At 66.3% G+C, this 20623-nt stretch carries 22 protein-coding genes; 17 read left to right on the forward strand and 5 right to left on the reverse strand.

From position 1 onward, the window contains the following. The first annotated feature begins 74 nt into the window (after positions 1 to 74). From rpoE to LWW89_RS14425, 6 genes are all read left to right on the forward strand, one after another. Positions 75 to 674, forward strand: a complete 600-nt coding sequence (gene rpoE / locus LWW89_RS14400) for an RNA polymerase sigma factor RpoE (RefSeq protein WP_293265355.1) — start codon at positions 75 to 77, stop codon at positions 672 to 674. A gap of 6 nt (positions 675 to 680) precedes the next feature. Further along, positions 681 to 1250: a sigma-E factor negative regulatory protein gene (locus LWW89_RS14405; RefSeq protein ID WP_293265357.1), complete on the forward strand. Its 570-nt coding sequence runs from the start codon at positions 681 to 683 to the stop codon at positions 1248 to 1250. Next, complete coding sequence (locus tag LWW89_RS14410; RefSeq protein ID WP_293265359.1) at positions 1247 to 2212, forward strand: MucB/RseB C-terminal domain-containing protein; 966 nt, start codon at positions 1247 to 1249, stop codon at positions 2210 to 2212. The genes LWW89_RS14405 and LWW89_RS14410 overlap by 4 nt, the downstream gene beginning before the upstream one ends. A 24-nt stretch (positions 2213 to 2236) precedes the next feature. Next, positions 2237 to 2665, forward strand: a complete 429-nt coding sequence (locus LWW89_RS14415; RefSeq protein ID WP_293265361.1) for a SoxR reducing system RseC family protein — start codon at positions 2237 to 2239, stop codon at positions 2663 to 2665. A gap of 122 nt (positions 2666 to 2787) precedes the next feature. Beyond that, complete coding sequence (locus tag LWW89_RS14420; protein WP_293265363.1) at positions 2788 to 4227, forward strand: DegQ family serine endoprotease; 1440 nt, start codon at positions 2788 to 2790, stop codon at positions 4225 to 4227. Further along, on the forward strand, positions 4224 to 4487 hold the full coding sequence (locus LWW89_RS14425) for a glutaredoxin family protein (protein ID WP_293265365.1): 264 nt from the start codon (positions 4224 to 4226) through the stop codon (positions 4485 to 4487). The genes LWW89_RS14420 and LWW89_RS14425 overlap by 4 nt, the downstream gene beginning before the upstream one ends. A gap of 76 nt (positions 4488 to 4563) precedes the next feature. Here the strand turns inward: LWW89_RS14425 and LWW89_RS14430 are convergent, their stop codons facing one another. Genes LWW89_RS14430 through LWW89_RS14450 form a run of 5 tightly spaced genes read right to left on the reverse strand, consistent with a single transcriptional unit; the run spans position 4564 to position 9361 of the window. After that, positions 4564 to 4905 carry an SPW repeat protein gene (locus tag LWW89_RS14430; protein ID WP_293265367.1) on the reverse strand — a complete coding sequence of 114 codons (342 nt, stop codon included), beginning with the start codon at positions 4903 to 4905 and terminating at the stop codon, positions 4564 to 4566. 22 nt (positions 4906 to 4927) lie between these two features. Beyond that, positions 4928 to 6070 (reverse strand): ABC transporter permease, encoded by a 1143-nt coding sequence (locus LWW89_RS14435; protein WP_293265369.1) that lies wholly within the window; start codon positions 6068 to 6070, stop codon positions 4928 to 4930. Continuing rightward, positions 6067 to 7614 carry an efflux transporter outer membrane subunit gene (locus tag LWW89_RS14440; RefSeq protein WP_293265371.1) on the reverse strand — a complete coding sequence of 516 codons (1548 nt, stop codon included), beginning with the start codon at positions 7612 to 7614 and terminating at the stop codon, positions 6067 to 6069. The genes LWW89_RS14435 and LWW89_RS14440 overlap by 4 nt, the downstream gene beginning before the upstream one ends. After that, on the reverse strand, positions 7611 to 8702 hold the full coding sequence (locus LWW89_RS14445) for a hypothetical protein (RefSeq protein ID WP_293265372.1): 1092 nt from the start codon (positions 8700 to 8702) through the stop codon (positions 7611 to 7613). Before LWW89_RS14445 ends, LWW89_RS14440 begins: the two co-directional genes overlap by 4 nt. Further along, positions 8699 to 9361 carry an ABC transporter ATP-binding protein gene (locus LWW89_RS14450; protein ID WP_293265373.1) on the reverse strand — a complete coding sequence of 221 codons (663 nt, stop codon included), beginning with the start codon at positions 9359 to 9361 and terminating at the stop codon, positions 8699 to 8701. The genes LWW89_RS14445 and LWW89_RS14450 overlap by 4 nt, the downstream gene beginning before the upstream one ends. A gap of 617 nt (positions 9362 to 9978) precedes the next feature. On the opposite strand from LWW89_RS14450, the gene lepA reads away from it, so the two are divergent. The 11 genes from lepA to pgsA all read left to right on the forward strand — a co-directional run bounded on the left by lepA (position 9979) and on the right by pgsA (position 20464). Next, complete coding sequence (gene lepA / locus LWW89_RS14455; RefSeq protein WP_293265374.1) at positions 9979 to 11772, forward strand: translation elongation factor 4; 1794 nt, start codon at positions 9979 to 9981, stop codon at positions 11770 to 11772. Positions 11773 to 11835: 63 nt separating this feature from the next. Then, positions 11836 to 12624 carry a signal peptidase I gene (gene lepB, locus LWW89_RS14460; protein ID WP_293265375.1) on the forward strand — a complete coding sequence of 263 codons (789 nt, stop codon included), beginning with the start codon at positions 11836 to 11838 and terminating at the stop codon, positions 12622 to 12624. Between the two features lie 3 nt (positions 12625 to 12627). Continuing rightward, on the forward strand, positions 12628 to 13035 hold the full coding sequence (locus LWW89_RS14465) for a DUF4845 domain-containing protein (RefSeq protein WP_293265377.1): 408 nt from the start codon (positions 12628 to 12630) through the stop codon (positions 13033 to 13035). After that, positions 13036 to 13716 (forward strand): ribonuclease III, encoded by a 681-nt coding sequence (rnc, locus tag LWW89_RS14470; protein ID WP_293265379.1) that lies wholly within the window; start codon positions 13036 to 13038, stop codon positions 13714 to 13716. It begins immediately after the preceding gene. Between the two features lie 5 nt (positions 13717 to 13721). Further along, positions 13722 to 14720, forward strand: coding sequence for a GTPase Era (gene era / locus LWW89_RS14475; RefSeq protein WP_293265381.1), 999 nt, complete (start codon positions 13722 to 13724; stop codon positions 14718 to 14720). Positions 14721 to 14772: 52 nt separating this feature from the next. Then, a complete protein-coding gene (gene recO / locus LWW89_RS14480; protein WP_293265393.1) occupies positions 14773 to 15489 on the forward strand; it encodes a DNA repair protein RecO in 717 nt (238 codons plus the stop codon). A gap of 28 nt (positions 15490 to 15517) precedes the next feature. Then, positions 15518 to 16276 (forward strand): pyridoxine 5'-phosphate synthase, encoded by a 759-nt coding sequence (locus LWW89_RS14485; protein WP_293265394.1) that lies wholly within the window; start codon positions 15518 to 15520, stop codon positions 16274 to 16276. 21 nt (positions 16277 to 16297) lie between these two features. Next, positions 16298 to 16684, forward strand: coding sequence for a holo-ACP synthase (acpS, locus tag LWW89_RS14490; protein ID WP_293265383.1), 387 nt, complete (start codon positions 16298 to 16300; stop codon positions 16682 to 16684). A 34-nt stretch (positions 16685 to 16718) separates the two neighbouring features. Beyond that, complete coding sequence (gene nagZ, locus LWW89_RS14495; protein WP_293265385.1) at positions 16719 to 17810, forward strand: beta-N-acetylhexosaminidase; 1092 nt, start codon at positions 16719 to 16721, stop codon at positions 17808 to 17810. A gap of 41 nt (positions 17811 to 17851) precedes the next feature. Next, complete coding sequence (uvrC, locus tag LWW89_RS14500) at positions 17852 to 19858, forward strand: excinuclease ABC subunit UvrC (RefSeq protein ID WP_293265386.1); 2007 nt, start codon at positions 17852 to 17854, stop codon at positions 19856 to 19858. 18 nt (positions 19859 to 19876) lie between these two features. Next, on the forward strand, positions 19877 to 20464 hold the full coding sequence (gene pgsA / locus LWW89_RS14505; protein WP_293265387.1) for a CDP-diacylglycerol--glycerol-3-phosphate 3-phosphatidyltransferase: 588 nt from the start codon (positions 19877 to 19879) through the stop codon (positions 20462 to 20464). Positions 20465 to 20623 lie beyond the last annotated feature (159 nt).

A 20623-nucleotide genomic window follows, 5' to 3' on the forward strand; every position in this document is an offset into this window, starting at 1 on the left:
TTTTCGGGGTGCGGCGTTGTTATATACTGCGGCAAACCCTTATAAGAAAACCCCTCATCTCCCAATCGAAAAGCATGAGCAATCGCGAAGTTGACCAAGTGTTGGTTGAGCGGGCTCAAGCCGGCGACAAACACGCGTTCGAACTGCTGGTCGCCAAGTACCAGCGGAAACTGGCGCGCTTGTTGTCTCGCTTCATCCGCGACCCTGCCGAGGTGGAAGACGTGACGCAAGAGGCTTTCATTAAAGCCTATCGGGCTTTGCCGGCGTTTCGGGGGGATAGCGCGTTTTATACGTGGCTTTATCGCATTGGCATAAACACTGCCAAGAACTACCTGGTGGCCCAGGGGCGCCGCGCCCCCACCTCGACCGAGTTCGATTCGGAAGAGGCGGAAACCTTCGAAGACGGCGACCAGCTACGGGACATCAACACCCCCGATGCTCTCTTGCTGTCCAAACAGATCGGCGAAACCGTCAACTCCGCAATGGAGGCCCTGCCTGAGGAGCTCCGCACCGCGATTGTGTTGCGCGAGATCGAAGGGCTGTCTTACGAGGACATTGCCAAGATCATGGAATGTCCAATCGGCACCGTGCGTTCCCGCATTTTCAGGGCGCGGGAAGCCGTGGCCGCCAAGTTGCGGCCCTTGCTCGACACGGCACCGGACAGACGATGGTAGTTTGCCATGCAACAACAACTCCCCATCGACGTCTCCCTCCTGACCGATTCGGAATTCGAGGGTGAAGCGGCCGATACGGCGTTGGCCCGGGTCCACGGCTCTGCGGAAGAGCGTTCCCGCTGGCTGCTTTATCACCTGATCGGCGACGTCCTGCGCGGCGATTGCCCGGTCGCCGGCAATTGCGCGGCCTTCATGGCCCGCTTCTCGCGACGCCTTCAGGATGAGCCGCCGGTAGCGACAGCGATCGCGGCCCGGCGCATCTTACCCGGAGTGCCTCAACAAAAAAGCCGTGAAAGCCGGGGAATGGCGTCGAAATCCGCCCTGGCCGTCGCGGCGGCGTTTGCCGGAATCATGGTGGCCGGCCTGGCTTCCCTGTCCCTGTCGCCAGCCGGGCAGGTCAGTTTCGCCGCCTTGCCGGGCTCGGCCCTGGACGGGGCGCCGCTGCCGCCGGCCATCGCCCGGGAATACCTGCTGGCCCACGAAGGGGCTGCCCGGGTCGCCACCCTGACCAGCGTCAATCCGCGCATCAAGAGCCTGGCCATGGCCGTCACGCCAGCGGAGGACGAGGCGAAATGACCTGGGCAGCCCGGCTGCTCCTGGTGGTGCTGGCCTTCTTTTTGCAGAACGCGGCCAGCGCAGATCCTCTCGTTTGGCTCAAACGCATGACCCAGGCCAATGGCAGCCTGGACTACAACGGCACCTTCATCTACCAGTGCGGCCCCATTTCGGAAACCTCGCGCATCGTGCACGGTACCGAGGATGGCCGGGAGATGGAGTGGATCCAGGTATTGGACGGCCCGCCCCGGGAAATGCTGCGGGTCGGCGACGAGGTGCGGGCCTTCCTGCCCGGCGAGAAGCGCGAAGTGGTCGAAAAGCGCGCCGGCGGGCGGGGCTTCCCCGGCCGGGTGGCGGTGGTGCCGGAGCAATTGCTCAACTACTACACGGTCAAGGCGGGCGGCGGGGAGCGGGTGGCCGGACTGGATGCCCGGTTGCTGATCCTCGAACCCAAGGACGGCTGGCGCTTCGGCCACCGCTTCTGGGTCGACGCCAACTCCGGCCTGCTACTCAAGGCGTGGGTGATGGACGACAAGGGGCTGCCGGTGGAGCAGTTCAGCTTTACCCAGATCGCCATCGGCTCCCCCCAGGATTTCACGGCCTTGAAGGCTCGCTGGCGGGAGGACCGGCCGCAGCCCGACTGGAAAGTGGACAACATGCTGCCGGGCGAGGCGGTCAATGGCGACGCCGGCTGGATTCTGCATGGCGGCGTTCCCGGTTTCCGCAAGACCGCAGTCTGGCGGCGGCGCTTGGGCGACGGGGCGGGCTCGGTGCTGCACATGCTGTTCTCCGACGGCGTGGCCGCGGTGTCGGTATTCGTCACGCCGGTCGACCAGGCCCGCACAGCCCGTCCCGGCACCTCCACCCAAGGGGGAGTCGCCATGCACGTGCGCCTGGTGTCTGGCAACGTGGTGACCGCCATGGGCGAGGTGCCGCCCGCCACGGTGCGCAAGATCGCCGAAAGCCTGGAACTGAAAAAATGAAAATCTGCCGGAGCATCGGGATACGTGATTGAAATTGCCGCTGTCGTAACCGCCGTGGAAAATGGCTACCTGGAAGTGGAATCCGCATCGACGGGATGCGGGCGCTGCCACGAACCCGGCGGCTGCGGCGGTGTTTCCCTGGGCTCGATGCTTTGCGCCAAGTCCCGCCGCCTACGGGTGCGCAACGACCTGCCCGGCCCGGTGCAGGTCGGCGATCAGGTGGACGTGGGCGTGGCCGACGGCATCCTGGGACAGGCCGCGTTGGTAACCTATGCGCTCCCCCTGGCCGGCCTGCTGCTGGGTGCCCTGGCCGGCGCCCGGGGGGGGGATGTCGGCGCCATTCTGGGCGGCGCGGCGGGATTGGGCGTGGCTTGGCTCCTGGCCCGGCGCATGCGCCGGCAGGCCGAAGCCCGGGCGGGCGATCTGGTCGTCGTGCGCCACCGCCCGGCGTAGGCTGCCGCCTAGCGTCGCACGGTTCCGGGGATTTGGCGGCGGCCTTTGCCGTTCTTGGGTTTGCCCGGCCGCTTTGGCGGCCGGTTTCGTTTGTTCTGGCATTGCAACGAGAAGAGGTCTCCATGCGTTCGCTCATGCGCTGTTTCGCTGTCTTGCTGTTTCTCAGCCTGGCGCCCCTGGCTTCCGCCCAGGCAGTCAAGGGGCTTCCCGACTTCACCGAACTGGTGGAGCGGCAGGGGCCGGCGGTAGTCAACGTCAGCACCACCCAGGTGGTGCGTAGCAACCGGGCCACCCCCCAGTTGCCTTTCGACGAAGACGATCCCATGTTCGATTTCTTCCGGCGTTTCATGCCGCCGGAAGCTCGTCCGAATACCCCCCGTGAATTTGAGAACCGCTCCCTTGGCTCGGGTTTCATCATCAGCGCCGACGGCTACATCCTGACTAATGCCCATGTGGTGGATTCTGCCGACGAGATTTCGGTCAAGCTCACCGACAAGCGGGAGTACAAGGCCAAGGTGATCGGTGCTGACAAGCGCACCGACGTGGCCCTGCTCAAAATCGATGCTACCGGCCTGCCCACGGTCAGGCTTGGCGACCCGAGCCAGCTCAAGGTCGGCGAGTGGGTGGTGGCCATCGGTTCGCCCTTCGGCTTCGACAACACGGTGACCGCCGGCATCGTTTCTGCCAAGGGACGCTCCCTGCCCCAGGAGAACTACGTGCCCTTTATCCAGACCGACGTGGCCATCAACCCCGGCAACTCCGGCGGCCCCCTGTTCAACATGCGGGGCGAGGTGGTGGGGGTCAATTCCCAGATCTACAGCCGCTCCGGCGGCTTCATGGGCATCTCGTTCGCCATCCCCATCGACGTGGCCATGGATGTCCAGGGCCAGTTGCGCCAGTTCGGCAAGGTCAACCGGGGACGGATCGGCGTTGTCATCCAGGAGGTGACCAAGGAATTGGCCGATTCCTTCGGGCTGCCGCGCACTTCCGGTGCCCTGGTGAACGCGGTCGAGCCCAACGGGCCGGCGGACAAGGCCGGCATCCTGCCCGGGGACGTGATCCTGCGCTTCGACGGCAAGCCGGTCAGCAATTCCATCGACCTGCCGCGAGTGGTGGCCAGCACCAAGCCCGGCACCCGCGTGCCCATCCAGGTGTGGCGCAAGGGGACCACCCGGGATCTGGTGGTGGCCATCGGCGAAATGCCCGACGAAGGCCAGAGTACACGCAAGGAAAGCCGCAAGGGCGCCAAGCCCGAGCGGGCCTTCAACAAGCTCGGCCTGCTGGTTTCCGACCTCACCGCCGACCAGAAACGGGAGCTGCGCGTCCCGAGTGGCCTGGTGGTGGACGACGTGCGCGGTCCGGCGGCCCGTTCCGAATTGCGGCCAGGCGACCTGCTGCTGGCCATCATCGACCGGGGCACGACCACGGAACTGCGCTCGGTGGAGCAGTTCAACCGGCTGCTGGCCCAGGTGGAGAAGAACGCCAACGTCACTCTCCTGGTGCGCCGCGGCGACATCCAGACCTTCGTCACCCTCAAGGCCAACGGAGCAGGCAAGGAATGAGCGGCCAATCTCCGGACAAGGTGCGCCTCCGCCTGCTGGGGCGCACCTATTGCCACCTCTGCCACGACATGGAGGAAGCCCTGTCGCCGATTCTGGACGAGTTCGGCATCGACATGGAGGTGGTGGACGTGGACCAGCACCCCACGCTGGAAGAAAGCTGGGGCGAACTGGTGCCGGTGCTGCTCCATGGTGAAACCGAGCTGTGCCACTACTTTCTCGATGCACCGCGGGTGCGGGCCTACCTGGATGGCTTGAAGTAGGCCGCAGGACGCTTTCCGCTTCCAGAAAAGCAAGAAGGCCGGCATTTGCCGGCCTTCTTGCTTGGATAGACCCGTTTCAAGCCTGGCCGCCTTTGGCGGCGTCGTGGAGCTGCCAGACGGCCAGCGCCACCACCAGGGTTCCGGCCACGCTGACGTTGATCACCGCGTCTTGCAGCGCCGCGAAGCCCAGGGCGTAGGGCGAGAGCAACAGCCATACCCCGATCAGGATGTTGAGGAATTCCTGGCCTTCGTCGAGCAGCCGACAGGCGGAGATGATGTTGAAGAAGATCAGCACCATGCCGGCGCCGCAGGCGTTCTCGGTGGCAGAGCGGTCGAGCCAGAAGCCGAGCAGCCAGGGCGAAAGCACCAGCCAGATGCCCACCAGAACGGAAGTCCAGTCCTGCCAGCGGATGGTCATGGCCGCATCCTCGATGAAGGGGTCAGCCCCGGAAGATTTCGAACGGCTCGATGCGCAATACCCGGCGCACGCCGAAATAGCTGGAGATGCCGGCGATCAGCAGCACCATGATGAACGCCAGACCCAGGTTGGTGTAGGTGACGATGGCGGCGTAGTCGGGGATGCGCAGCCGCACCAGGGCGATCAACGCTGCGCATAGCCCCACCCCCAGGCCATAGCCGGTCAGGGCGGTGAACAGGGCCTGGAACAGGATCATGGCGACGAGCTCGTGGCCCTTGGCGCCGATGGCCTTCAGGGCGCCGAATTTTTCCAGGTTTTCCAGGATGAAGGTGTAGAAGGTCTGGCCCGAGATCGACAGCCCGACGATGAAGCTGACGATGGTCATGATCATGATGTTGGTGCCGACCCCGGTCTGGTACTTGTAGAAATCGGCGATGCGCTGATCGAACTCCTCCTTGGTCAGGGCCAGGTAGCCCAGGCGCTTCACCTCGGCCTGGATGCGGGGCGTGTCCGACGCCTGTTTCGGCTCCACCAGAATGTAGGACATGGTGAAGCGTCCGTTGGGCAGGTACTGGATGGCCCGGCTGTAGGTGGTGTACAGGGTGGGCACGCCGAACAGGCCGCTGGATACCACCCGGGCGATACCCACCACCACGGCCCGGTGGTCGTTGAGTTCGAACTCGGTGCCAATGGTCGGGTTGTGGAGCTTGCGGAATTCGGCGTCGCGCACCACCACGAAACCGTTCTCGCCGAAGATGTCCTCGATCTTCCCCTTTTCCAGGGGCGGCCGGCCGAACAGGCTGGTGTCGTCCAGCCCCAGGATATTGACCGACTGGTAGGTGCCATCGCGCAGTTTGGCCAGCCCGCCGCCCGAGTAGAGCGGCACCGCGAACTTCACCCCATCGATGCTGCGCACCGCGTCGAGCAGGTAGTCCGGCACCGGGATGGTATTGGCCACCGTGTTCACCGCCGGGTCCATCACCCACATGCTGGCCCCCACGTTGGTCACGGTGGCCGAGGAGCGGTCCAGGATGCCGGCGAACATGGAGGTCATCTGCACCATCAGGAACACGGCGAAAGTGATGCCGATGAGCAGGGCCGAGAACTTGGCGGCGTCGTTGACCAGCAACTTGTAGGCGATGCGGAACAGGCCGGTGTTGTTCATGGCGTCTTCTCCTCGGCGCTGGCGCTGCCAGCCGGATCGGGAGCGGGGCAGGGAGGCGTGCCGCTGCCGGACGGGTCGGCAGGCGTTTCGCAGGGGGCGCCGCGCCAGCCCCCACCCAGGGCCACGTACAAGGCTACGGTGTCCTGGTGGCGTTGGGCCGTGGCGTCGTTGAGGCCCATCCGGGCCTGTTCCACCTGCTGGCGCGCGGCCAGCCAGTCGATGTCGCTGGCCAGCCCCGCATCCCGGTTGGCCGTGACCAGTTCCGCCTGGGCCTGGGCCAGGTCCAGCGCCTGACGCCGGGCAGCGGCGACCTGGGCGTCGTGCTCCAGGGCCTGGAGGGTGTCCGCCACCTGGGCGAGGGCCGTCAGCACCGTTTGCCGGTAGGCGGCCAGGGCCGCGTCGTAGCCGGCCACCGCCGCCGCCTTGCGGGCGACGCCGGTACCGCCCTGGAAGAGGGGCAGGGTAAGCGTGGGCCCCACGCTCCAGAAACGGCTGTTGGGGTCGTGAAGTTCGCCCAGCCGCTGGTTGTTGACCCCGTAGTCCCCTGTCAAGGTGAGGGTCGGGAAGAGGGCGGCGGTGGCGACTCCCACCTGGGCGCTGGCCACGTGCAGGCTGGCCTCCGCCACCAGGATATCGGGGCGCTGGCGTGCGAGCCGGGCGGGCAGGCTGACCGGGAGTTCCCCGGGCAGATGGATGTCTGCCAGTTCCGGCTGTGCCGGAATGTCGTCGGCGGGTGCCCTGCCGATCAGGATGGAAAGCAGGTCTGCGGCGGCGGCGCGGCGTTGCTGGAGAGGCGGCAACGCAGCTTCGCTGGCGACCAGTTGGGACCTGGCCGTCACCACCGCGGCATCGCCGACCAGGCCGGCGGCGGCCTGGGTTTCCACCAGTTCCAGCTGTTGCCGTTGCAGGTCTATCAGCCGTTCCATGGCGGCGATGTCGGCTCGGTAGGCGGCTTCGGCCACGGCGGTATTGACGATGTTGCCGGCCAGGCTCAGATAGGTGGCCTGGAGCGCGGCGCGCTCCGCCTCGGCCTGGGCGGCCAGCCCTTCGACCTGGCGCCGCTCGCCGCCGAACAGGTCGACGACGTAGCCCACCGCCGCACTCAGGGTGTAGAGGTTGAAAATGGACGGCGCCGTGTTGAGGCCCTGGCGCAAAGGCGAGAGCTGCTGTCGGGCGAACCCGGCGCCCAGGTCCACTTCGGGATAGAACACGCCCCGGCCGGCGCGCAGGTTCTGCTGGCTCTGGCGCAGCACCGCCTGGGCCTGGGCCACGCTGGGGCTATTGGCCAAGCCGGCCTGCACCAGGGCGTCGATTTCCGGGCTGGCGAATTCTTTCCACCACTCCCGGGGGACGGCGCTGCCTGCATTGAAACGCTGGGCCCGGCCGTCGCCGGCCACGGTCTGCGTCGGATCACCGCCGGGCGTATAGCCGCCCTGGGCCGGGGGCGCCGGGCGTTCGAAGTCGGGCCCGACGGCGCAGCCGGCCAAGGCCAGCAGCAACAGGGCGACGGCGGGGATTGGGCGGGCGGGGGGAGGGCGGCTCATGGCTTCTGACCGATGTAGACGTCCACCAGTTGGCCCGGGTAGAGCTTGAGGCCCGGCTTGGGCGTGAAGCGGAAGACGACCGGCAGCACCCGCACGTCCACCCGCTCCTGGCGCTGGTCGGAGAGCTGGATCTTGGGCGAGACGTAGGGTTGCACCCGGACGAATTCCAGAGGGAGGTGCTCGCTGGTGCCGCGCACGGTCATTTCGGCCACCAGCCGGTCCACCGGAGGCAGGCGATGGACCAGGATTTCGTCGATGTAGCAGCGCACCGCCAGGGTCCGGGGGGCGCTGCCCATCACCACCGCCGGGTTGTTGCTGGCGCCGGTGTAGGTGTCGTAGCTCCCCTGGGCTGAGACAAAGCTGCCCTCGGTGACCTGGATGGCCATCACTACGCCGTCGCCCGGGGCGCGCAGGGTATATTTGTCGAGGAGGGCCGCGGAGGCGTCGGCAGCGGCGCTCAGGGCCCGGTATTGCCTGTCCTGGCTGGTGATGTCGTAGGACCAGGCACCGGCCCGGGTCAGGTCGTACTGGCGCCGCGCCAGCTCCAGGTTGGCAGTGGCCACCTTCTGGGCGTTGGCGGCGTTGTCCAGGGCGTCCTTGCTGACCGATCCGGGCCTGATCTCGCTGGAACGCCGTTGCTTGTCGTACTGGTCCTGGGCCTGCTTCAGGCTGGCCTGGGCCACCTCCACCTGGGCCTTGGCGATGGCCAGGTTTTCCGGTCGGGGCTGGGCCTTCAATTCCTGGAGCTGGGCTTGCGCGGCGGCAGCCTGTTCCTTCTGCTGCTCGACGGTACGGCGCTGCACCGTGTCGTCCAGGGCCACCAGGGGCGCGCCTTTGCGCACCGTGTCTCCTTCCTTGGCAAGGACCTGGCGGACCGTGCCGGAAACCTCGAAGTAGAGGTTGGCGTTGGCGCCGCTCGGCTGGTCGCTCTCGACGATCCCGTTGGCGTAGATGCCCTTCTCGAAAGGATTGGCCGCAGGGGCGAACACCGGCGGCTCGGCCTTGTGGGGTAGGCTGAGCAGATAGGCGCTGACCAGAGCGCCGATGAAGCCGACGGCGGAAAGGATGAAGATGAGCTTCCGTTTCATTCCGTTCCCCTCACCAGGCCGGTGATCCGGCCGTCTTCCATGTTCATGATCCGGTCCGCGTATTCGTAGATGCGCGAATCGTGGGTGACGATGACGATGCAGCGTTTGTCGTTGAGTACCTGCTCCTTGACGAAGGAGACGATGCGCCGCCCGGTGGTGCCGTCCAGGGACGCGGTGGGTTCATCGAAGATGAGAATCTCGGGCTGGCTGACGATGGCCCGGGCGATGGCCACCCGCTGCTGCTCGCCGCCACTCAGCTTGACCGGCGCCAGGTCGGCACGGTCCAGCAGCCCGACGATCTCCAGATAGCGGCGCGCCTCGGCGATGGCCTGGTTCCAGTCTGTCTTCTGCAGGATCAGGGGAATCGCCACGTTTTCGGCCGTGGTCAGGCGGGGGAAGAGGTGGTAGTCCTGAAAGACGAAGCCGATCCGGTTCAGGCGAAACTCGGCGATGGCGTTGTCGGACTGGTGCCACAGATCCTGGCCGTCAATGGTCACGGTCCCCCGGTTGGGGCGCAGGATTCCCGAGATCATGCTCAACAGGGTGGTCTTGCCGCTGCCCGAGGGGCCGACGATGTACAGCATCTCGCCGAAATACGCTTCGAAGCTGGCGTCCTTGACCGCAACGGTCTGGGCATCGCCTTCGCCAAACCATTTCACCAAGCCGGCTGCGGAAATCGCTACGTTGGCCATGAGTCGGGACGGGCAAAAAGAGGTATCGGAAAGGCGCTTGACGGTTGGTGGTGTGCTGCATCCGCCAGGTTCAATCGAACGAAGCGACGGTTGACGACGATCAACCCTGGATTTTTTCGTGGAACGCCCTCTATCTGCAGTTCAGCATGGCACAACGGTTTTTTCCCGGCGTTGTCCCGGCCCTGTCTTTTAAAAGATTTACATCGTTAATTTTTATGATGATTTGTTGCGGACTTCCAGCTTTTACCCGGCAATCGTTGGCTCGCTTGGGCAAGGCGGCTGCCGGGGCCACACTGGGGGCGGGGCAAGGACTTCGCCCCCAGGGCAGCTTTGCCGCGCCGACGCCGGGAACGTCGGCCTCAAGGTATAATCCGCCCCCTGTCCCCGGAGCCCCGCCTGCGTTTTGGTGCGCGCGGCCGATGTCGAAAGCGGAAAATCCCGGCGGCAGCGAATTTCCCCGTTCCGCTCCGGACACGTCCCGCATCGCCAAATGGCGAGTTGGACTCGGTGCGAAAGCCATTCATTTCATGGTGTTGCAAGCCATTCTTCGCGCAGTTTGACACCATGCGACTCGTCAAGAGCCCATGAAACACATCCGCAACTTCTCCATCATCGCCCACATCGACCACGGCAAATCCACCCTGGCGGACCGCATCATCCATCTGTGCGGCGGCCTGTCCGACCGGGAAATGGAAGCCCAGGTGCTCGATTCCATGGACCTGGAGCGGGAGCGGGGCATCACCATCAAGGCCCAGACCGCGGCGCTGCACTACAAGGCCCGGGACGGCCAGGTGTACAACCTCAACCTGATCGATACTCCGGGGCACGTGGATTTCTCCTACGAAGTGTCCCGTTCCCTGGCGGCCTGCGAAGGCGCGCTGCTGGTGGTGGACGCCTCCCAGGGCGTGGAAGCCCAGACCGTGGCCAACTGCTACACCGCCATCGAACAGGGTGTGGAAGTGGTGCCGGTGCTGAACAAGATCGATCTGCCCTCCGCCGAGCCGGACAACGCCAAGCAGGAAATCGAGGATGTGATCGGCATCGACGCCACCGATGCGGTGCTGGCCTCGGCCAAGACCGGCCTGGGCGTCGAGGACATCCTGGAGCGGGTGATCGAGCGCATTCCCCCGCCCAAGGGCGACATCGACGCCCCGTTCAAGGCCCTGATCGTCGATTCCTGGTTCGACAACTACGTTGGCGTGGTGATGCTGGTGCGGGTGGTGGATGGGGAACTCAAGCCCAAGGACAGCATCCTGCTCATGTCCACCGGCGCCAAGCACCTGTGCGAGCAGGTCGGCGTGTTCACCCCCAAGTCCCAGGCCCGGAGTTCCCTCAAGGCGGGGGAGGTGGGGTTCATCATCTCCGGCATCAAGGAACTGAAGTCCGCCAAGGTGGGCGACACCGTCACCGTTGCCACCCGCCCGGCCACCGAGCCGCTGCCCGGCTTCAAGGAAATCAAGCCCCAGGTGTTCGCCGGCCTGTACCCGGTGGAGGCCAACCAGTACGACGCCCTGCGCGATTCCCTGGAAAAGCTGCGCCTGAACGACGCCTCCCTGCAATTCGAGCCGGAAGTCTCCCAAGCCCTGGGTTTCGGCTTCCGCTGCGGCTTCCTCGGCCTGCTGCACATGGAGATCATCCAGGAACGGCTGGAGCGGGAATTCGACATGGACCTGATCACCACCGCACCGACGGTGGTGTACCAGGTGGTGCTCAAGGACGGCAGCGAGATCTTCATCGAGAACCCCTCCAAGCTGCCGGATGTGGGCAAGTTCGACGAGATCCGCGAACCGATTATCACCACCACCATCTTCGTTCCCGAGGATTACCTGGGCGCGGTGATGACCCTGTGCAACGCCAAGCGCGGCTCCCAGGTGGACATGCGCTACCACGGCCGCCAGGTGCAGCTGATCTACGACATGCCGATGAACGAAGTGGTGATGGACTTCTTCGACAAGCTCAAGTCCGTCTCCCGGGGCTACGCCTCCCTGGACTACGACTTCAAGGAATACCGGGCCGCCAACCTGGTGAAGATGGACATTCTCATCAACGGCGACAAGGTGGACGCACTGTCCCTGATCGTGCATCGGGACAACGCCCAGTACCGGGGCCGCGAACTGGCCGCCAAGATGCGCGAGCTGATTCCGCGCCAGATGTTCGACGTGGCCATCCAGGCGGCCATCGGGTCCAACATCATCGCCCGGGAAACGGTCAAGGCCATGCGCAAGGACGTGCTGGCCAAGTGCTACGGCGGCGACATCAGCCGGAAGAAGAAGCTGCTGGAAAAGCAGAAGGCCGGCAAGCGCCGCATGAAGCAGATCGGTACCGTGGAAGTGCCTCAGGAAGCCTTCCTGGCCGTGCTGCGGGTCGACGGCAAGTAAGCCGCCGCGCCTGTTTCCATCTCAACCTCGGACACCTCTCATCCCGTTTCTGGAGCCGGTTGCGTGAATTTCGCCCTGATTCTCTTCGTCCTGCTGGTGGCCACCGGCCTGATCTGGCTCACCGATGTGCTGGTCTTCCGCAAGCGCCGCCAGCCGGGCGCGCCGGACCCGTTGTGGGTCGAGTACGGTGCCGGCTTCTTCCCGGTCATCCTGGTGGTGTTCGTGCTGCGCTCCTTCATCGCCGAGCCGTTCAAGATTCCCTCCGGCTCCATGATCCCCACCTTGCAGATCGGCGACTTCATCCTGGTGAACAAGTTCACCTACGGCATCCGCCTGCCGGTCATCAACAAGAAGGTCATTCCGCTCAACGACCCCAAGGTCGGCGACGTGATCGTCTTCCGCTACCCGGAAGACCCGAGCCTGGACTACATCAAGCGGGTGGTGGGCGTGCCCGGCGACAAGGTGGCCTACCAGGACAAGCGCCTCACCATCAACGGCAAGCCCGTCCCCACCAAGGCGCTGCCCGACTACCTGCACGGCGACCGCCTCTACTATTCCCAGCACTTCGAGGAAAACCTGGGCGGCGTGCAGCACGAGATTCTCAACGACGCCGATGCGCCGGCCTTCATCAGCGACGCCATCCAGTTCCCCGGCCGCGACGATTGTCTCTACAATAATTCCGGTGTGCTCTGCACGGTGCCCCCGGGCCATTATTTCGTCATGGGCGACAACCGGGACAACAGCCGCGACAGCCGCTTCTGGGGCTTCGTGCCGGACGAGAACATCGTCGGCAAGGCCTTCTTCATCTGGTGGAACTTCGGCGAGATGCGCCGGATCGGCAGCTTTCACTAAACCATGACGACCCACGACCCGAAACGCCTCAAGGAGGGCATGATGAAGCATCAGCGCGGTGTAAGCCTCGGCGGCCTGTTGATGGCCTGCTTCGTCATCGTCGTGCTGGTGGTCTTCGGCATGAAGATCGTGCCCGCGGTGATCGAGTACTACGCCATCGTCAAGAACGCCAAGGCCGTGGCTACCAGCAGCGGTGCTGGCGCCACGGTGAACGACGTGCGCCAGGCCTTCGACCGCCGCGCAGTCGTCGATGGCATCGAGTCCGTCCGCGGCGTCGACCTGGACATCAGCAAGGACCGCAACCAGATCGTGGTCGGCTTCGAGTACGAAAAGCGCATCCGCCTGGGCGGCCCGGTCAGCCTGGTGATCGACTTCAAGGGTTCCACCTCGGCCCAGGACAAAGGGGACTAAGTGGCCGGCTCCCTAGGCCTGGCGCCCTTGCAGCGTAGTCTCGGCCACACCTTTGCCCAATCCGAGCTGCTCCAGACGGCCCTGACGCACCGCAGCTACGGCACGCCCCACAACGAACGCCTCGAATTCATCGGCGACGGCCTGCTCAACAGCATCGTCGCCTTGCAGCTTTACCAGCGCTTCCCCAACTTGCCCGAAGGGGATCTGTCCCGCCTGCGGGCCAACCTGGTCCGCCAGGACACCTTGCACCAGATCGCCCTGCAACTCGACCTGGGCAACCACCTCCGCCTGGGGGAGGGGGAGCTCAAGAGCGGCGGCCACAAGCGCCCCTCGATACTGGCCGACGCCCTGGAGGCCCTGTTCGGGGCGATTTACCTGGACGCCGGCTTCGACGCCGTGGCCCGGGTCGTTGCTGCCCTGTTCGCCACCCGGATTGCCGGCATCGATCCGGCCAAGCCGATGAAGGACCCCAAGACCCGCCTCCAGGAATGGCTCCAGGCCCGGCGCAAGCCGCTGCCGAGCTATGTGATGTGCGGCAGCGAAGGCGACGCCCACCTCCAGGAATTCATCGTCGCCTGTGAAATCCAATCCCTTAGCCTGACCACCCAGGGCCGCGGCCCGAGCCGCCGCGCCGCCGAACAGCAGGCTGCCGAGGCGGCTCTGCGCGCCCTTGAAAAGTGAACGACATGACCAACGACACCACCGGCCACGATGATGGCCACGACCTCCCCGACTTCGACGCTGGCACCGAGGCCGCCGGCCCGGCCAACGCGGCCGACTATCGCTCCGGCTACGTCGCCATCGTCGGCCGCCCCAACGTGGGAAAATCCACCCTGCTGAACCGCCTGGTGGGCGAGAAGATCAGTATCGTCTCGCGCAAGGCCCAGACCACGCGCCACCGCATCACCGGCATCCTCACCGACGAAAACGCCGGCCACGAGGCCCAGTTCGTCTTCGTGGACACCCCGGGCTTCCAGACCAAATACTCCAACGCCCTCAACCGGGCCATGAACCGGGGCGTCACCCAGGCCCTCAACGACGTGGACGTGGTGGTGATGGTGGTCGAGGCCGGCCGCTACGGCGGCGCCGACCAGCAGGTGGTGCGCCTCCTGCCCGAGGGCAAGCCCGTGGTGCTGGCGGTCAACAAGATCGACCGTATCGCCGACAAGGGCGCGCTGCTGCCCTTCCTGGCCGAGGTCGGCCAGGCCCATCCCTGGGCCGCCGTGGTGCCGGTATCCGCCGCCCGGGGCAAGCAGACCGCCGAACTCCTGGGCGAGATTCGCAAGCACCTGCCCAACGAAGGCCTGCTCTTCCCAGAGGACGAGCTGACCGACAAGAGCGAACGTTTTCTGGCTGCCGAATACATCCGCGAAAAGCTCTTCCGCCTGCTCGGCGACGAGCTGCCCTACGGCGCCACGGTGGAGATCGAAAAGTTCGAGGTGGAGCCGGGGCAGGGCACCAAGGGCCCGCTGCGGCGCATCTTTGCCGCCATCGTGGTGGACCGGGACAGCCACAAGCCCATCGTGATCGGCAAGGGTGGCGAGACCCTGAAGCGCATCGCCACCGAGGCCCGCCAGGACATGGAGCGCCTGTTCGACGGCAAGGTGTACCTGGAAGTGTGGGTCAAGGTGAAGTCCGGCTGGACCGACGACGACCGCCTGCTGCGCAGCCTGGGCTACGAATAATCCGGCAGCCCCTGCATCCCTGCACTGACACCTCCACCGCTCCCTGCTCCAAATCGTGCACCGCGGCAAAGTCGACGGCCAGCCCGCCTACATCCTGCACACCTACCCGTTCCGGGAAACCAGCCTGATCGTCGAGGCCTTTTCCCGGGATTTCGGCCGGGTGGCCCTGGTGGCCCGGGGGGCGCGCCGGCCCCGTTCGCCGATCCGCGGCCTGCTCATGGCCTTCCAGCCGGTGGAGCTGGCCTGGTCGGGCAAGGGCGAGGTGCTCACCCTGATGAAGGCCGAATGGGTCGGCGGCCAGCCCCTGCTCGGCGGCCACGCACTCTTCTGCGGGTACTATCTCAACGAACTGCTACTCAACCTGCTGCCCCGGGAAGACGCCCACGAGCGCCTCTTTCTGGCCTACGCCCAGACCCTGCGGCGTTTTGCCGAGGGAGTGCAGGAGGCCGATCTGCGCCGCTTCGAGAAAGCCCTGTTGCAGGAGCTGGGCTACGGCCTATGGCTCACCGAGGACGCCGACGGCAAGCCGGTGGCGGAAGAGGGCTGGTACGCCTACGAGATCGAGCGCGGCCCGGTGCGGCTGGCCCGGCAAGGGCAGTCGCCCCTGTGCATCAGCGGCCGGGCGCTGCTGGCCCTGGCCCGGGACGATTTTGCCGAACCTCGGCTACTGGCCGAGGCCAAACAATTGATGCGGGCCCTGATGGCCCACTACCTGGGCGGGGAAACCCTGGAAACCCGCCGTATTTTCAAGGAACTTCAGGAGCTTTGAGATGGGCAGAGAGGTTAGCGTGAGCGGCATGATCGAACTGGGGGTCAACATCGACCACGTGGCCACCCTGCGCCAGGCCCGGCGCACCTACGAGCCGGACCCGCTGTGGGCCGCCGTGGAGGCCCACCTGGGCGGCGCCGACGGCATCACCGTGCACCTGCGCGAAGACCGCCGCCACATCAACGACGACGACGTGCGCCGCTTGAAGGAAAGCACCCAGATCAAGCTCAACCTGGAAATGGCGGCCACCGACGAGATGGTCGAGATCGCCCGGCGCATCAAGCCTGAAATGGCCATGCTGGTGCCCGAAGGCCGCCACGAGGTGACCACCGAGGGCGGCCTGGACGTGGCCGCCCAGGAGGATCGGTTGAAAGACGTGGTGGCCCGCCTGGCCGACGCCGGCATCGTCACCAGCGTCTTCATCGATGCCGAGCTGCGCCAGGTGGAAGCCGCCGAGCGCATCGGCGCCCGGGTCTGCGAGCTGCACACCGGCCCCTACGCCCACGCCTTCCACAACGCCGGCCGCGATGCCGAGGCCCCGGCGGTGCAGGCCGAGATCGCCAAGATCGCCCTGGCCGGCGAGGCCATCCGCGCCTTCGGCATGCGCTTCAACGCCGGCCACGCCCTCAACTACTACAACGTCCAGCCCGTCGCCCGCCTGCCCGGCGTGCGCGAGCTGCACATCGGCCACGCCATCGTCAGCCGCGCCGTTTTCGTCGGTCTGCGCGAGGCGGTGCGTGAAATGAAGACCCTGATCCGCGAAGGCGCCGCCATCGGCAGCGTCTAACGGACCCCAAAGGAGGGCGCCATGATCTACGGCATCGGTACCGACATCGTCGCCATCGCCCGGCTGGAGCGCATGTATGCGCGCCATGGCGAGAAGGCCCTGGAGCGCCTGCTGGCTCCGGACGAGATCGCCGAGTTCCGCAAGGCCGGCGACGCGGGGCGTTTTCTCGCCAAGCGCTTCGCCGCCAAGGAAGCCTTCGCCAAGGCCCTGGGTACCGGGGTGCGCCACCCCGCCGGCCTCTCCGACATCGCCGTGGGCCACGATGCCTTGGGCAAGCCCATCCTGGTCTATTCCCGGGCCTTGGGCGAGCACATGGCGGCCAGCCGCCTGGCCGCCCACCTGACCCTGTCCGACGAGAAGGAGTACGCCGTGGCCTTCGTCGTCATCGAATGCATCGCCTCGCGCTGACGGCGCGACCATGCCACTCATCCCCGACTGCCCCATGTCCAGCCCGTTCCAGCCCTGCATCCCGACCTCCGCTTCCCTCGGCCCCGTGATGATCGACGTGGTGGGCGCTGCCCTCTGCGACGACGACCGCCGCCGCCTGGCCCACCCCCTGGTGGGCGGGGTGATCCTGTTCACCCGTAACTTCCGCGACGTCGGGCAGTTATGCGAACTCACCGCCGCCATCCGCGCCGTGCGGCCCCTGCCCATCGCCGTGGACCACGAGGGCGGCCGGGTGCAGCGCTTCCGCGATGGTTTCACCCGGCTGCCGGCCATGGCCCGCCTGGGCGAAGCCTGGGGCCGCGATCCGCAGCAGGCCCGCCTGGACGCCGAGGCCGTGGGCTACGTGCTGGCTAGCGAACTGCGGGCCTGCGGCGTCGATTTTTCCTTCGCCCCGGTGCTCGACCTGGACTGGGGACGCAGCGACGTGGTCGGCGAGCGCGCCTTCCACCGGGACCCGGCGGTGGTGGCCGAACTGGCCGGCGCCCTGATCGCCGGCCTCAAGGCGGCGGGCATGGCCGGCGGTTGCGGCAAGCACTTCCCCGGCCACGGCTGGGCCGAGGCCGATTCCCACGTGGCCATGCCCCGGGACGAGCGTTCCCTGGGCGAGCTCATGGCCGCCGACCTGGCGCCCTACCGAGCCCTGGACCTGGCGGCAGTGATGCCGGCCCATGTGGTCTATCCCCAAGTGGACGACCGCCCGGCGGGCTTTTCGCCAGTCTGGCACAGCCTGCTGCGCCGCGAGTTCGGCCAAGGCGGCCAGGGCTTCGACGGCATCGTCTTCAGCGACGATCTGTCCATGGAAGGGGCCAGCGTCGCCGGCGACGTGGTGGCCCGGGCCGAGGCGGCCTACGGGGCCGGCTGCGACATGCTGCTGGTGTGCAACAAGCCCGAGACGGTGGACGACCTGCTCGCCCGCTGGCGCCCGGTGCTGCGTCCGGAAAGCACCGCCCGGCTGTCCATCCTCTGGCCCCACTGCGCTGCGCCCACCTGGGTCGGGCTGGTGGACGATCCGGTCTACAAGGCTGCCCGGGCCCGCATCGACGCCCTGACGGCCCACGCCCCCCAGCCGGCGGCCGTCCGGGCCTGAGGCGTTCCGTTCCCTGCCGCCATCCTTGCCGCCGCCGATCCATGCCACCCTCTGAAACACCGCGCCAGTCCTTGATCTCCGAGAAGGCATTGCCGAACGCCGCGCCAGACGGGGATCTTCAGGCCACCGCCGCGGAGGTCCCCACCCAGAGCGGCGATCCGGAGAGTGGCAAAGGGGAGGGGAGTACGTCCGTCGAACCGGCAGGCCAGTCCGAACCCGCCGTCCCCTTCGACGCAAAAACGTTCCTGGCCACGGTGCCCGAGCTGCCCGGGGTCTACCGCATGATCGACGCCGCCGACACGGTGCTCTACGTCGGCAAGGCCAAGAACCTGCGCAAGCGGGTTTCGTCCTACTTCCAGAAGAACCACCCGAGCCCGCGCATCGCCCTGATGGTGGCCAAGATCGCCCGGGTGGACACCACGGTGACGCGCACCGAGGCCGAGGCGCTGCTGCTCGAAAACAACCTGATCAAGCGCCTCAGCCCCCGTTACAACATCCTCTTCCGCGACGACAAGTCCTACCCCTACATCGTCCTGACCCGGGACGATTCGCCGCGCCTGGGCTTTCACCGGGGCAGCCTGGACCGCAAGGCCGACTACTTCGGCCCGTTCCCCTCCGCCGGCGCGGTGCGCGACAGCCTGCACCTGTTGCAGAAGATGTTCCGCCTGCGCACCTGCGAGAACTCGGTATTTTCCAACCGCTCCCGGCCCTGCCTGCTCTACCAGATCAAGCGCTGCAGCGGACCCTGCGTCGGCCTGATCGATCCGGACGAATACAGGGAGGACGTGCGCCTGGCGGCGCTGTTCCTCCAGGGCCGCCAGCAGGAGGTGATCGAGCGCCTGACCCGGGCCATGGAGCAGGCCGCCGAGAACCTGGCCTTCGAGCAGGCCGCCGCCTACCGGGACCAGATCCAGAGCCTGCACAAGGTCCAGGACAAGCAGTTCATGGAAAGCCAGCGGGAAGAGGACCTGGACGTGGTCGCCGCAGTGGCCGACGAGGGCGGCATGCTCTGCGTCAACCTGGCCATGGTGCGCGGCGGTCGCCATTTGGGGGACAAGCCCCTGTTCCCGAGCAACGCCGCCGATTTCACCCCGGCCGAGGCCCTGGCCGCCTTCCTCACCCAGCACTACGCGCTGCACCCGATCCCGGGCCGCATCCTGGTGAACGTGGCCCCGGCGGAAGGGGAGGAGGGCGAAGCTCTGCTCGCCGAGATTGCCGAAATCGCCGGCCGGCCGGTGCCAGTGGGTCTGGCCCGCTACGAGGCCCACAAGGTATGGGTCGAGTTGGCCGAGCAGAATGCCCGGCTGGCCCTGGCGGCGCGGCGCAACACCATCTCGCTGCAAGGCCGGCGCGTCGAGGCCCTGGCCGAGGTGCTTGGGCTGGAAGCGATCCAGCGCATCGAGTGCTTCGACATCAGCCACACCCAGGGAGAGGCCACCGTGGCCTCCTGCGTGGTGTGGATGTCGGAAGAGGGCAAGGGCGGCATGCGCCGCAGCGAATACCGCCGCTTTAACATCACCGACATCACGCCGGGGGATGATTACGCGGCGATCCGCCAGGCCGTGTCGCGCCGTTACGATGCGGTGGCCACCGGGGAGGGCGTCTGCCCCGACCTGATCCTGATCGACGGCGGCAAGGGCCAGTTGGCCATGGCCCACGACGCCCTGGTGGAGCTGGGCCTGACCGAGGTGCCGCACCTGGGAGTGGCCAAGGGCGAAGGGCGCAAGCCCGGGCTGGAATCCCTCGTTTTCCCCGATGGGCGCGAGCCGCTACAATTGCCTCCGGAACACCCAGCCTTGCACCTGATCCAGGAAGTCCGCGACGAAGCGCACCGCTTCGCCATTTCCGGGCATCGGGCCAAGCGCGCCAAGACCCGCATCACCTCCCGGCTCGAAGACGTGCCGGGCATCGGGCCGAAGAAACGCAAGGCCCTGATCACCCGTTTCGGCGGCTTGCAGGGCATCGCCGAGGCCGGGATGGACCAGTTGGCCGCCGTCCCCGGCATCGGCCCGGACCTGGCGGAAAAGATTTACGCGGCCTTTCACTGACAACGCAGCCTTCCCTACATGCCGTTCAACCTGCCCATCTTCCTCACCTGGCTGCGTATCGTCGCCATTCCGCTGCTGATCGCCGCCTACTACGTGCCGGACAGTTGGCTCAGCGGGCAGGAGCGCAATCTGGCCGCCACCCTCATTTTCATCGCCGCCGCGCTCACCGACTGGCTCGACGGCTACCTGGCCCGGGCGCTCAACCAGACCTCGGCCTTCGGCGCCTTCCTCGACCCGGTGGCCGACAAGCTGATGGTGGCCGCCGCCCTGATCGTGCTGGTGCAGCTCGACCGCACCAACGCGGTGATCGCCGCCATCATCATCGGCCGGGAGATCACCATTTCCGCACTGCGCGAGTGGATGGCCAAGATCGGCGCCGCCAAGAGCGTGGCGGTGTCGATGATCGGCAAGGTCAAGACCGCCGCCCAGATGACCGCTATCCCGCTGCTGCTGTTCCACGCCCCTTATCACGGCATCAATGTGCACGAGTGGGGCACCTGGCTGCTGTGGGTGGCCGCCGTGCTGACCCTGTGGTCCATGGGCTACTACATGCGCATGGCCTGGCCGGAAATCCTGCGCCAGGAAGCGCGCCAGCACGGCCGCTGACCGGTCCTTGTTTCAGTTTTCATGCCAAAAGGATATTTTGGCCTTAAACAGGGCCGGATGTTGACATCGCCGCGCCAGTCCTTATAATGCGCTCCACGTTGAACGCGGGAGTAGCTCAGTTGGTAGAGCGATACCTTGCCAAGGTATAGGTCGAGAGTT

The sequence above is a fragment of the Oryzomicrobium sp. genome (genome assembly GCF_021287045.1).
Taxonomy (GTDB): domain Bacteria; phylum Pseudomonadota; class Gammaproteobacteria; order Burkholderiales; family Rhodocyclaceae; genus Oryzomicrobium.

Excerpts from the sequence above, each read along its gene's own strand:
- rpoE (WP_293265355.1), top strand. The coding sequence starts at position 75 with ATGAGCAATCGCGAAGTTGACCAAGTGTTGGTTGAGCGGGCTCAAGCC.
- LWW89_RS14405 (WP_293265357.1), top strand. The coding sequence starts at position 681 with ATGCAACAACAACTCCCCATCGACGTCTCCCTCCTGACCGATTCGGAA.
- LWW89_RS14410 (WP_293265359.1), top strand. The coding sequence starts at position 1,247 with ATGACCTGGGCAGCCCGGCTGCTCCTGGTGGTGCTGGCCTTCTTTTTG.
- LWW89_RS14420 (WP_293265363.1), top strand. The coding sequence starts at position 2,788 with ATGCGTTCGCTCATGCGCTGTTTCGCTGTCTTGCTGTTTCTCAGCCTG.
- LWW89_RS14425 (WP_293265365.1), top strand. The coding sequence starts at position 4,224 with ATGAGCGGCCAATCTCCGGACAAGGTGCGCCTCCGCCTGCTGGGGCGC.
- LWW89_RS14430 (WP_293265367.1), bottom strand. The coding sequence starts at position 4,905 with ATGACCATCCGCTGGCAGGACTGGACTTCCGTTCTGGTGGGCATCTGG.
- LWW89_RS14435 (WP_293265369.1), bottom strand. The coding sequence starts at position 6,070 with ATGAACAACACCGGCCTGTTCCGCATCGCCTACAAGTTGCTGGTCAAC.
- LWW89_RS14440 (WP_293265371.1), bottom strand. The coding sequence starts at position 7,614 with ATGAGCCGCCCTCCCCCCGCCCGCCCAATCCCCGCCGTCGCCCTGTTG.
- LWW89_RS14445 (WP_293265372.1), bottom strand. The coding sequence starts at position 8,702 with ATGAAACGGAAGCTCATCTTCATCCTTTCCGCCGTCGGCTTCATCGGC.
- lepA (WP_293265374.1), top strand. The coding sequence starts at position 9,979 with ATGAAACACATCCGCAACTTCTCCATCATCGCCCACATCGACCACGGC.
- LWW89_RS14465 (WP_293265377.1), top strand. The coding sequence starts at position 12,628 with ATGACGACCCACGACCCGAAACGCCTCAAGGAGGGCATGATGAAGCAT.
- era (WP_293265381.1), top strand. The coding sequence starts at position 13,722 with ATGACCAACGACACCACCGGCCACGATGATGGCCACGACCTCCCCGAC.
- LWW89_RS14485 (WP_293265394.1), top strand. The coding sequence starts at position 15,518 with ATGATCGAACTGGGGGTCAACATCGACCACGTGGCCACCCTGCGCCAG.
- acpS (WP_293265383.1), top strand. The coding sequence starts at position 16,298 with ATGATCTACGGCATCGGTACCGACATCGTCGCCATCGCCCGGCTGGAG.
- nagZ (WP_293265385.1), top strand. The coding sequence starts at position 16,719 with ATGTCCAGCCCGTTCCAGCCCTGCATCCCGACCTCCGCTTCCCTCGGC.
- uvrC (WP_293265386.1), top strand. The coding sequence starts at position 17,852 with ATGCCACCCTCTGAAACACCGCGCCAGTCCTTGATCTCCGAGAAGGCA.
- pgsA (WP_293265387.1), top strand. The coding sequence starts at position 19,877 with ATGCCGTTCAACCTGCCCATCTTCCTCACCTGGCTGCGTATCGTCGCC.